We start from the raw sequence: 12,603 nt of genomic DNA, 5'->3' as shown, positions 1-12,603 counted from the left end.
AATCTAATGGTATTACAAAGAAATGAAATAAATGAAAAAGATACATGGGATCTATCAACGATCTACCCAACTGACCAGGCTTGGGAAGAAGCCTTAAAAGATTTAACAGAACAATTGGAGACAGTAGCCCAGTATGAAGGCCATCTCTTGGATAGTGCGGATAACCTACTAGAAATCACTGAATTTTCTCTTGAGATGGAACGCCAAATGGAGAAGCTTTACGTTTATGCACATATGAAGAATGACCAAGACACACGTGAAGCCAAGTACCAAGAGTACTATGCTAAGGCCATGACACTCTACAGCCAGCTAGACCAAGCCTTTTCATTCTATGAACCTGAATTTATGGAAATTAGTGAAAAGCAGTATGCTGACTTTTTAGAGGCTCAACCAAAATTGCAGGTTTATCAACACTATTTTGATAAGCTTTTGCAAGGCAAGGATCACGTTCTTTCACAACGTGAAGAAGAATTATTAGCTGGAGCTGGAGAAATCTTTGGTTCGGCAAGTGAAACCTTTGCGATTTTAGATAATGCAGATATCGTCTTTCCATTTGTTAAAGATGAAGATGGTAATGAAGTACAATTATCACATGGCGTTTATATGCGCTTGATGGAGTCTAAAAATCGTGAGGTACGCCGTGGTGCCTATCAAGCCCTTTATGCGACTTATGAACAATTCCAACATACCTATGCCAAAACCTTGCAAACAAATGTTAAGGTTCAAAACTACCGAGCAAAAGTTCGCAACTACAAGAGTGCTCGTCATGCAGCCCTAGCGGCAAATTTTGTTCCAGAGAGTGTTTATGACAATTTGGTAGCAGCAGTTCGCAAGCACTTGCCACTCTTGCATCGTTACCTTGAGCTTCGTTCAAAAATCTTGAGGATTTCAGACCTCAAGATGTACGATGTCTACACACCACTTTCATCTGTTGAATACAGTTTTACTTACCAAGAAGCCTTGAAAAAGGCAGAAGATGCCTTGGCAGTCTTGGGTGAGGATTACTTGAGCCGTGTTAAACGTGCCTTCAGTGAGCGTTGGATTGATGTTTACGAAAATCAAGGCAAGCGTTCAGGGGCCTACTCTGGTGGTTCTTACGATACCAATGCCTTTATGCTTCTTAACTGGCAGGACAATCTAGACAATCTCTTTACTCTTGTTCATGAAACAGGTCACAGTATGCATTCAAGCTATACTCGTGAAACGCAGCCTTATGTTTACGGAGATTATTCTATCTTCTTGGCTGAGATTGCCTCAACTACCAATGAGAATATCTTGACGGAGAAATTGTTGGAAGAAGTGGAAGACGACGCAACGCGCTTTGCTATTCTTAATAACTTCTTGGACGGTTTCCGTGGAACAGTTTTCCGACAAACTCAATTTGCTGAGTTTGAACACGCCATCCACCAAGCGGATCAAAATGGGGAAGTCTTGACAAGTGATTTCCTAAATAAACTCTATGCAGACTTGAACCAAGAGTATTATGGTTTGAGCAAGGAAGATAATCCTGAAATCCAATACGAGTGGGCACGTATTCCACACTTCTACTATAACTACTATGTATACCAATATTCAACAGGTTTTGCAGCAGCCTCAGCTTTGGCTGAAAAAATTGTTCATGGTAGTCAGGAAGACCGTGACCGTTATATTGATTATCTCAAGGCTGGTAAGTCTGACTACCCACTTAATGTCATGAGAAAAGCTGGTGTTGATATGGAGAAGGAAGACTACCTCAACGATGCCTTTGCAGTCTTTGAACGCCGTTTAAATGAGTTTGAAGCCCTTGTTGAAAAATTGGGATTGGCATAAGATGGTTGAATCGTATAGTAAAAATGCTAACCATAATATGCGTCGTCCTGTTGTTAAGGAAGAAATTGTAGACTTGATGCGCCAGCGTCAAAAGCAAGTCACAGGTTCTTTGAAAGAATTGGAAGATTTTGCCCGCAAGGAAAATATTCCCATTATTCCTCATGAAACGGTTGCTTACTTCCGTTTTCTTATGGAAACCATACAACCTAAAAACATTCTGGAAATTGGGACGGCTATCGGTTTTTCAGCTCTTTTAATGGCGGAACATGCACCAAATGCCAAGATTACAACCATTGACCGCAATCCAGAAATGATTGGTTTTGCCAAGGAAAATTTTGTTCAGTTTGACAGTCGCAAGCAAATCACGCTTTTAGAAGGAGATGCGGTAAATGTCTTATCTACACTGACAGAGTCCTATGATTTCGTCTTTATGGATTCAGCCAAGTCTAAATACATCGTCTTTCTGCCAGAAATCCTCAAACATTTGGAAGTTGGAGGTGTGGTTGTTTTGGATGACATTTTCCAAGGTGGTGATGTTGCCAAGGATATTATGGAAGTCCGTCGTGGCCAGCGAACTATTTATCGAGGCCTTCAAAGACTGTTTGACGCAACTTTAGATAATCCAGGACTCACCGCAACATTAGTCCCTCTGGGAGACGGTATTCTCATGCTTCGTAAAAATGTAGCAGATGTTCAATTGCCTGACAGCGAATGATTTTCAGAATAATTTAAGAAAATATAGTAAAATAGATAGGGTAACACTTATCTCAAAGGAGTAGACATGAAGAAAAAATTATTGGCAGGTGCCATTACACTATTATCAGTAGCAACTTTAGCAGCTTGTTCGAAAGGTTCAGAAGGAGCAGACCTTATCAGCATGAAAGGGGATGTCATCACAGAACATCAGTTTTATGAGCAAGTGAAGAGCAATCCTTCAGCTCAACAAGTGTTGTTGAACTTGACCATCCAAAAAGTATTTGAGAAACAATATGGTTCGGAAGTAGATGACAAAGAAGTCAACGATACTATTGCCGAAGAAGAAAAACAATATGGTGAGAACTACCAACGTGTTTTGTCACAAGCAGGCATGACTCTTGAAACACGTAAAGCTCAAATTCGTACAAGTAAATTGGTTGAGTTGGCAGTTAAGAAGGCAGCAGAGGCTGAATTGACAGATGATGCTTATAAGAAAGCCTTTGATGAATATACTCCAGATGTAACGGCTCAAATCATTCGTCTTGATAATGAGGATAAAGCGAAAGAAGTCCTCGAAAAAGCTAAGGCAAGTGGGGCAGATTTCGCTCAATTAGCAAAAGATAACTCAACTGATGAAAAAACCAAAGCAAACGGTGGAGAAATCACTTTTGATTCTGCTTCAACAGAAGTACCAGAACAAGTTAAAAAAGCTGCTTTTGCTTTAGATGTAAACGGTGTTTCTGATGTGATTAGCGTTACTGGAACACAAGCCTACAGCAGTCAATATTACATTGTTAAACTGATTAAGAAAACAGAAAAATCATCTAATATTGACGATTACAAAGAAAAATTAAAAACTGTTATCTTAACTCAAAAACAAAACGACGCATCATTTGTTCAAAGTATTATCGGAAAAGAATTGCAAGCAGCCAATATCAAGGTTAAAGATCAAGCCTTCCAAAATATCTTCACTCAATACATCGGTGGTGGAGATTCAAGCTCAAGCAGTTCTTCAAAAGAATAAAACAGAAAAGAGCCAAGTGCTCTTTTTCTTATGAGAAAATCTTCTATCTTAAGGGTAAGAGTTTTTTTCTTTCGGAAAAAATGGTATAATAGCAATCAAAACTAGAAAATAAACGGAATTTGGGAATAATTTCTTTTGTTCTCATTAGATTGGTGATACTATGAAGATTAGTAAAAGGCACCTATTAAATTATTCTATTCTAGTTCCTTACTTACTTTTATCTATTTTGGGTTTGATTGTAGTCTATTCTACAACCAGTGCCATTCTTATCGAAGAAGGTAAAAGTGCCCTCCAATTGGTTCGAAGTCAGGGAATGTTTTGGATATTTAGTTTAATATTGATTGTCTTGATATATAAGCTGAAACTGAATTTTTTAAGAAAAGAACGACTTTTATTTATTGTTATGTTTGTTGAGCTGATTCTCTTAGCTCTGGCTCGCTTAATTGGTACGCCAGTCAATGGAGCCTATGGTTGGATTTCAGTAGGACCTTTGACCATTCAGCCAGCGGAGTATTTGAAGATTATCATCGTCTGGTACTTGGCCCAACGTTTTTCAAAACAACAGGATGAAATTGGTATTTACGATTTTCAAGTTTTAACTCAAAATCAATGGATTCCTCGAGCTTTTAATGATTGGCGTTTTGTCCTCTTGGTAATGATAGGAAGTTTGGCTATTTTCCCAGATTTGGGGAATGCTACAATCCTAGCGCTGGTCGCCTTGATTATGTATACAGTTAGTGGGATTGCTCATCGTTGGTTTATAGTCTTTATCGGTGTATTGTTTGGAGTTTCAGCCCTATCCTTATCAGCTATTTCTATGATTGGGGTTGATAAGTTTTCAAAAGTTCCAGTATTTGGTTATGTTGCCAAGCGTTTCAGCGCCTATTTTAACCCTTTTGATGATTTGGCAGGAGCAGGCCACCAACTTGCAAATTCCTACTTTGCCATGGTAAATGGTGGTTGGTTTGGTCTAGGTTTAGGAAATTCAATTGAAAAACGTGGCTATTTACCAGAGGCCCATACAGATTTTGTATTTTCAATTGTCATTGAAGAATTTGGCTTTGTGGGAGCCAGCTTGATTTTGTCACTTGTCTTTTTCCTTATTTTACGAATTATCCTGGTGGGAATTCGTGCTAAGAATCCCTTTAATTCCATGATGGCGATTGGGGTTGGGGGGATGATGTTGGTACAGGTCTTTGTTAATATCGGTGGAATTTCTGGTATTATTCCTTCAACAGGAGTTACCTTCCCCTTCTTATCGCAAGGAGGGAACAGTCTTTTGGTATTATCTGTAGCCATCGCCTTTGTCTTAAATATTGATGCAAGTGAAAAACGTGCCCAATTATATGAGGAGTTAGAAGCTCGCTCATCACACTATATGTAAAGCTGAGAGTAGAAAGGATTGCCTATGTCTCTTCAAAAATTAGAAAACTATAGTAATAAAGCTGTCGTGCAAGAAGAAGTATTGATTTTAACAGAATTGTTAGAAGATATCACTAAAAATATGCTTGCTCCAGAGACTTTTGAAAAAATCATGCAGTTGAAGGAATTGTCAACTCAAGAAGATTATCAAGGCTTGAACCAATTGGTTACTAGCCTGACAAATGATGAAATGGCTTATATTTCACGCTATTTCTCTATCTTGCCTCTCTTGATTAATATTTCAGAAGACGTGGATTTAGCCTATGAAATCAACCACCAAAATAATATCGATCAAGATTATCTTGGGAAATTATCAGCAACAATCAAAATGGTTGCAGAAAAAGAAAATGCGGTTGAAATTCTAGAACACTTGAATGTTGTCCCTGTTTTGACAGCCCATCCAACGCAAGTGCAACGTAAGAGTATGTTGGATTTGACCAATAATATCCATACCCTCTTGCGTAAGTATCGTGATGTGAAGCTAGGCTTGATTAATAAGGAAAAATGGCATAATGATCTCCGTCGTTACATCGAGATTATCATGCAAACAGATATGATTCGTGAAAAGAAATTGAAAGTTACCAATGAAATCACGAATGTTATGGAATACTACAATAGTTCATTCCTGAAAGCTGTTCCTCATTTGACTGCTGAGTACAAGCGTCTGGCTAAAAAACATGGCTTGGAGTTGAAACATCCTAAACCAATTACCATGGGAATGTGGATTGGTGGAGACCGTGATGGGAATCCTTTTGTTACAGCAGATACCTTGAAACAATCTGCCATGACTCAGTGTGAAGTCATCATGAACTATTATGATGAAAAGATTTACCAACTCTATCGTGAATTCTCCCTCTCAACCAGTATTGTCAATGTGAGTAAGCAAGTCAGAGAAATGGCTCGCCAATCCAAGGATAACTCCATTTATCGTGAAAAAGAGCTTTACCGCCGTGCCTTATTTGATATTCAATCAAAAATCCAAGCAACAAAAACTTATCTGATTGAGGATAAGGAAGTTGGGGCTCGCTATGAAACAGCTACTGATTTTTATAAGGATTTAATTACTATTCGTGATTCCCTCTTGGAAAATAAGGGTGAAGCACTGATTTCTGGTGATTTTGTTGAGTTGATCCAGGCAGTTGAAATTTTTGGTTTCTATTTGGCATCTATTGACATGCGTCAAGATTCTAGTGTTCATGAGGCCTGTGTAGCAGAACTTTTGAAATCAGCAGGAATTCATTCGCGTTATAGCGAACTAAGTGAAGAAGAAAAATGCCAGCTTCTCTTGAAAGAATTAGAAGAAGATCCACGTATTCTTTCTGCCACTCATGTTGAAAAATCAGAGTTACTTGAAAAAGAATTGGCTATCTTTAAAGCTGCTCGTAAGTTGAAAGATAAGTTGGGTGATGATGTTATTCGTCAAACCATTATTTCACATGCAACCAGCGTATCAGACATGCTGGAATTGGCTATCTTACTAAAAGAAGTAGGGTTAGTTGATAAAGAAAGAGCCCGAGTCCAAATTGTTCCTCTCTTTGAAACAATCGAGGACTTGGACCACTCAGAAGAAACTATGAGAGAGTACCTTTCTCTTCCTCTTGCTAAGAAATGGATTGCTTCACGCAATAACTATCAAGAAATCATGCTGGGCTACTCTGACAGTAATAAAGATGGTGGTTACTTATCATCATGTTGGACCCTCTACAAGGCTCAACAACAATTGACTGCTATTGGAGATGAATTTGGCGTTAAGGTTACCTTCTTCCATGGTCGTGGTGGGACTGTCGGTCGTGGTGGTGGACCAACCTATGAAGCCATCACATCTCAACCGCTCAAGTCTATCAAGGATCGTATCCGTTTGACGGAGCAGGGTGAAGTAATTGGCAATAAATATGGTAACAAAGACGCAGCCTACTATAACCTTGAAATGCTAGTATCTGCAGCCATTAACCGTATGATTACTCAGAAGAAGAGCGATACCAATACATCCAATCGTTATGAAGCTATTATGGACCAAGTGGTGGACCGTAGTTATGATATCTACCGTGATTTAGTCTTTGGTAATGACCATTTCTATGATTATTTCTTCGAGTCAAGTCCAATCAAGGCTATTTCAAGCTTTAACATTGGTTCTCGTCCAGCTGCTCGTAAAACGATTACTGAAATCGGTGGTTTGCGGGCTATTCCTTGGGTATTCTCATGGTCGCAAAGTCGTGTCATGTTCCCTGGCTGGTATGGTGTCGGATCAAGTTTCAAAGAATTTATTGATAAAAATCCAGAAAATATCGCTATCCTACGAGATATGTACCAAAATTGGCCTTTCTTCCAATCTCTCCTTTCAAATGTTGATATGGTCTTGTCAAAATCAAATATGAATATTGCTTTTGAATATGCTAAACTTTGTGAAGATGATCAAGTAAAAGCAATCTATGAGACTATTCTAAATGAATGGCAAGTTACCAAGGAAGTCATCTTGGCTATCGAAGGATATGATGAACTCTTGGCTGAAAATCCATATCTAAAAGCAAGTTTGGATTACCGTATGCCTTACTTTAATATCCTTAACTATATCCAGTTGGAGTTGATTAAACGTCAACGTCGAGGAGAATTATCAAGCGACCAAGAAAAATTAATCCATACAACCATCAACGGAATTGCAACAGGATTGCGTAATTCAGGCTGATACCTATCAAGCTTCCTCTTTTCTATAGGGGAAGTTTTTGAATATTTCAAAAAAATGCTAAAAGAGTCTTGACAAGTAGTTGAAAAATGATATAATTTAACCATTCAGAAAAGTAATCATTCAAACTTTTTAGAGAGTCTGTGGTAGCTGAAAACAGATAAGTGATGATGATGAAAATTGGGCTGAATGTTATTTAGAATTTGAAATCATAAAAATTCGGTGAGCACACCTTACAGTGCATCTCGTTACTGCGAGACAGAGCGATAGGGAAATTCCCTATAATTGAGGTGGTACCGCGCATCGACGTCCTCACACAAGTTTTTTGTGTGAGGACTTTTTTGATGGAGGTTAGTATGGAAAGAAAACGATGGCGTCGCTTGTTGAGATAAGTGAAGTATTTTAAAGGAATAAAAAAGGAGAAATAGAATGAAAAATAAACGTTTAATTGGAATTATCGCTGCATTAGCAGTCTTAGTAGCAGGAAGCTTGATTTACTCTTCAATGAATAAACCAGAAGCTAAGAATGAGAAGAAAGTTGCCAAAGTTGGTGTTCTTCAGTTTGTGAGCCATCCATCTCTTGACTTGATTTATAAAGGGATTCAAGATGGACTTGCAGAAGAAGGATATAAAGATGATCAAGTTAAAATCGACTTTATGAACTCAGAAGGCGACCAAAGTAAGGTTGCGACAATGAGTAAACAATTGGTTGCAAATGGAAATGACCTTGTGGTTGGTATTGCAACACCAGCTGCTCAAGGTTTGGCTAGTGCAACAAAAGACCTACCGGTTATCATGGCTGCTATTACAGACCCAATTGGTGCTAACTTGGTCAAAGATTTGAAAAAACCAGGTGGTAACATTACAGGGGTGTCTGACCACAATCCAGCTCAACAACAAGTTGAACTCATTAAGGCTCTTACACCAAATGTAAAAACAATCGGAGCCCTTTACTCAAGTAGCGAAGACAATTCAAAAACACAGGTTGAAGAATTTAAGGCTTATGCTGAAAAAGCAGGTTTGACAGTGGAAACATTTGCGGTTCCTTCAACAAATGAAATTGCTTCAACAGTCAATGTTATGACTAGCAAGGTTGATGCTATCTGGGTTCCAATCGACAACACCATTGCATCTGCATTTTCAACAGTTGTATCAAGCAATCAATCAGCTAAAAAGCCAATCTATCCAAGCGCGACTGCCATGGTAGAAGCAGGTGGCTTGGCATCAGTTGTAGTTGACCAATACGACCTTGGTGTGGCAACAGGTAAAATGATTGCGCAAGTTCTGAAAGGTGCAAAACCAGCTGAAACTCCAGTCAATGTCTTTTCAACTGGTAAGTCAGTTATCAACAAAAAATTGGCACAAGAGTTAGGTATTACTATTCCTGAATCTGTTCTAAAAGAAGCAGGACAAGTGATTGAATAATCTAAAATGGAGGAGTTGGGGACATCTCCTCCAATTTTTTACAATTAAAATCATATAGAAAAGGTTAAGAAACAGATGATATTATCTATTATTTCTCAAGGATTTGTCTGGGCTATTTTAGGTCTGGGAATCTTTATGACATTTAGGATTTTGAACTTTCCAGATATGACGACAGAAGGTTCCTTCCCTCTTGGGGGGGCTGTTGCTGTCACTTTGATAACGAAAGGTGTGAACCCATTTTTAGCAACTCTTATTGCTGTTGGAGCTGGTTGTTTGGCTGGAATGGCAGCAGGACTTCTTTATACAAAAGGGAAGATCCCAACCTTGCTCTCAGGGATTTTGGTGATGACTTCTTGTCACTCTATGATGCTCTTGATTATGGGACGTGCAAATTTAGGACTGCTTGGAACCAAGCAAATCCAGGATGTTTTGCCTTTTGACTCGGATTTAAATCAACTTTTTACAGGTCTCATCTTTGTCAGTATTGTTATTGCTCTCATGCTCTTTTTCTTGGACACTAAACTTGGGCAAGCTTATATTGCAACTGGAGATAATCCAGACATGGCCAGAAGTTTCGGGATTCATACTGGACGTATGGAGCTTATGGGTCTGGTCTTATCAAATGGTGTGATTGCCCTTGCGGGAGCTCTCATTGCCCAGCAAGAAGGCTATGCCGATGTATCTCGAGGAATCGGGGTTATCGTTGTGGGGCTTGCAAGTTTGATTATTGGGGAAGTTATTTTCAAGAGTTTGAGCTTGGCAGAGCGTCTGGTTGCCATCGTTGTGGGCTCTATCGCCTATCAATTCTTAGTGTGGGCAGTTATCGCGCTCGGCTTTAATACAAGTTACCTTCGTTTGTACAGTGCCTTGATTTTAGCAGTTTGCCTTATAATTCCAACATTTAAGCAAACAATCTTGAAAGGAGCCAAATTAAGCAAATGACAGCAATTGTAGAATTAAAAAATGCAACCAAAGTCGTTAAAAATGGCTTTGATGAAGAAAAGATTATTTTAAATGATGTTTCCTTAGAAATTTTTGAACAGGATTTTATCACGATTTTGGGTGGAAATGGTGCTGGGAAATCAACCCTCTTTAACACCATTGCAGGAACCTTATCACTAAGCAGTGGATCTATCCGTATTTTAGGTGAAGATGTTACTAAATTTTCACCAGAAAAGCGAGCAAAGTATCTTTCACGTGTCTTTCAAGATCCGAAAATGGGAACAGCTCCTCGTATGACGGTAGCTGAAAATCTTTTGATTGCCAAGTTTCGTGGTGAAAAGCGTGGACTGTTTCCTAGACGTCTGGCTAGCTATAAGGATGAGTTTCAGGCAACTATTGAAAAAGTGGGAAACGGTCTTGAGAAACACTTGAATACACCGATTGAGTTCTTATCAGGTGGGCAAAGACAGGCCTTGAGTCTCTTGATGGCAACCTTGAAGCGTCCTGAATTACTCTTGTTAGACGAGCATACTGCAGCCCTTGATCCAAAGACCAGTGTGGCCTTGATGAAATTGACGGATGAATTTGTCAAGAAAGATCATCTGACAGCGCTTATGATTACTCACCATATGGAAGATGCTCTCAAATATGGCAATCGTTTAATTGTCATGAAAGAAGGACGGATTATCCAAGATTTGACCCAAGAAGAAAAAGCAAAAATGAAAATCTCTGATTATTATCAACTCTTTGAATAAAGTAGGGAAAATGAGTGAAATGGTTTACTTTTTTTCTGAAATAAAGTATACTATATAAAGTAAACTATGATAACATGGAGGTATTGTGTATGGTTGACAAACAAGTCATTGAAGAAATCAAAAACAATGCCAACATTGTGGAAGTCATAGGTGATGTGATTTCTTTACAAAAGGCAGGACGGAACTATCTAGGGCTCTGTCCTTTTCATGGTGAAAAAACACCTTCTTTCAACGTTGTAGAGGACAAGCAGTTTTACCACTGTTTTGGTTGTGGTCGCTCAGGTGATGTCTTTAAGTTCATCGAGGAGTACCAAGGGGTTCCCTTTATGGAGGCTGTCCAAATCTTAGGTCAGCGTGTTGGGATAGAGGTAGAAACACCGCTTTATAGTGAACAGAAGCCAGCTTCACCCCACCAAGCTCTTTATGATATGCACGAAGATGCTGCCAAATTTTACCATGCTATTCTCATGACAACGACCATGGGTGAAGAGGCCAGAAATTACCTTTATCAGCGTGGTTTGACAGATGAAGTGCTCAAACATTTTCGAATTGGTTTAGCACCCCCAGAACGAAACTATCTCTATCAGCGTTTGTCTGGTCAGTATCGTGATGAGGATTTCCTAGATTCAGGACTGTTTTATCTCTCGGATGCAAATCAATTTGTAGACACCTTTCACAATCGCATTATGTTTCCCCTGACAAATGACCAGGGAAAGGTTATTGCCTTCTCAGGTCGTATCTGGCAGAAAACGGATTCACAAACTTCTAAGTATAAAAATAGCCGATCGACTGCAATTTTTAACAAAAGTTACGAATTATATCATATGGATAGGGCAAAAAAATCTTCTGGTAAAACCAGTGAGATTTACCTCATGGAAGGGTTCATGGATGTCATTGCAGCTTATCGGTCTGGAATCGAAAACGCTGTCGCATCTATGGGAACAGCCTTGAGTCGAGAGCATGTCGAGCATCTGAAAAGGCTAACGAAGAAGTTAGTTCTTGTTTACGATGGCGATAAGGCAGGGCAAGCCGCGACATTGAAAGCATTGGATGAAATTGGTGATATGCCTGTGCAAATCGTTAGCATGCCTGATAACTTGGATCCAGATGAGTATCTACAAAAAAATGGACCAGAAGACTTGGCCTATCTATTAACGAAAACTCGTATTAGTCCGATTGAGTTCTACATTCACCAGTATAAGCCTGAAAATAGTGAAAATCTGCAGGCACAGATTGAGTTTATTGAAAAAATAGCTCCTTTGATTGTTCAAGAAAAGTCTATCACTGCTCAAAACAGCTATATTCATATTTTAGCTGACAGTCTGGCATCTTTTGATTATGCCCAGATTGAGCAGATTGTTAATGAGAGTCGTCAGGCACAAAGGCAGAATCGCATGGAAGGTATTTCCAGACCGACGTCAATCACTATGCCTGTCACCAAGCAGTTATCGGCTATTATGAGGGCAGAAGCTCATCTACTTTATCGAATGATGGAATCCCCTCTTATTTTGAACGATTACCGCTTGCGAGAAGACTTTGCATTTGACACTCCTGAATTTCAGGTCTTATATGACTTGCTTGGTCAGTATGGTAATCTTCCTCCAGAAGTTCTAGCAGAACAGACAGAGGAAGTTGAAAGAGCTTGGTACCAAGTTTTAGCTCAGGATTTGCCTGCTGAGATGTCACCTCAGGAACTTAGTGAAGTAGAAATGACTCGAAACAAGGCTCTCTTGAATCAGGACAATATGAGAATCAAAAAGAAGGTGCAGGAAGCGAGCCATGTAGGAGATACAGACACAGCCTTAGAAGAATTGGAACGTTTAATTTCCCAAAAGAGAAGAATGGAGTAA

The 12,603-nt window shown here is 39.2% G+C and carries 9 protein-coding genes and 1 other annotated feature; all 9 genes read left to right on the top strand.

The annotated features are described in order from the left end of the window. Positions 1-6: 6 nt before the first annotated feature. The 9 genes from pepF (at position 7) to dnaG (ending at position 12,603) form a co-directional block, all read left to right on the top strand. Positions 7-1,809, top strand: coding sequence for an oligoendopeptidase F (gene pepF / locus CYK18_RS03805; RefSeq protein WP_101785170.1), 1,803 nt, complete (start codon positions 7-9; stop codon positions 1,807-1,809). 1 nt (position 1,810) lies between these two features. Next, positions 1,811-2,524 (top strand): O-methyltransferase, encoded by a 714-nt coding sequence (locus tag CYK18_RS03800; protein ID WP_080983234.1) that lies wholly within the window; start codon positions 1,811-1,813, stop codon positions 2,522-2,524. A 66-nt stretch (positions 2,525-2,590) separates the two neighbouring features. Beyond that, positions 2,591-3,529: a peptidylprolyl isomerase PrsA gene (prsA, locus tag CYK18_RS03795; protein WP_101785168.1), complete on the top strand. Its 939-nt coding sequence runs from the start codon at positions 2,591-2,593 to the stop codon at positions 3,527-3,529. 160 nt (positions 3,530-3,689) lie between these two features. Further along, the gene (gene ftsW, locus CYK18_RS03790) at positions 3,690-4,913 is read left to right on the top strand and encodes a cell division peptidoglycan polymerase FtsW (RefSeq protein WP_101785166.1); all 1,224 of its coding nucleotides are present in this window, start codon (positions 3,690-3,692) and stop codon (positions 4,911-4,913) included. 24 nt (positions 4,914-4,937) lie between these two features. Next, a complete protein-coding gene (ppc, locus tag CYK18_RS03785; RefSeq protein WP_101785163.1) occupies positions 4,938-7,634 on the top strand; it encodes a phosphoenolpyruvate carboxylase in 2,697 nt (898 codons plus the stop codon). Between the two features lie 96 nt (positions 7,635-7,730). Next, positions 7,731-7,948, top strand: a binding site (T-box leader). A gap of 112 nt (positions 7,949-8,060) precedes the next feature. Further along, positions 8,061-9,056, top strand: a complete 996-nt coding sequence (gene trpX / locus CYK18_RS03780) for a tryptophan ABC transporter substrate-binding protein (protein ID WP_101785161.1) — start codon at positions 8,061-8,063, stop codon at positions 9,054-9,056. Between the two features lie 75 nt (positions 9,057-9,131). Then, the gene (locus CYK18_RS03775) at positions 9,132-9,998 is read left to right on the top strand and encodes an ABC transporter permease (protein WP_101785159.1); all 867 of its coding nucleotides are present in this window, start codon (positions 9,132-9,134) and stop codon (positions 9,996-9,998) included. Further along, positions 9,995-10,753, top strand: a complete 759-nt coding sequence (locus CYK18_RS03770) for an ABC transporter ATP-binding protein (protein WP_101782213.1) — start codon at positions 9,995-9,997, stop codon at positions 10,751-10,753. The genes CYK18_RS03775 and CYK18_RS03770 overlap by 4 nt, the downstream gene beginning before the upstream one ends. An 89-nt stretch (positions 10,754-10,842) precedes the next feature. Continuing rightward, positions 10,843-12,603, top strand: coding sequence for a DNA primase (dnaG, locus tag CYK18_RS03765; RefSeq protein ID WP_101785157.1), 1,761 nt, complete (start codon positions 10,843-10,845; stop codon positions 12,601-12,603).

This window comes from Streptococcus mitis, assembly GCF_002860865.1.
Taxonomy (GTDB): domain Bacteria; phylum Bacillota; class Bacilli; order Lactobacillales; family Streptococcaceae; genus Streptococcus; species Streptococcus mitis_AT.
This window is presented reverse-complemented; position numbering and strand designations above follow the sequence as displayed.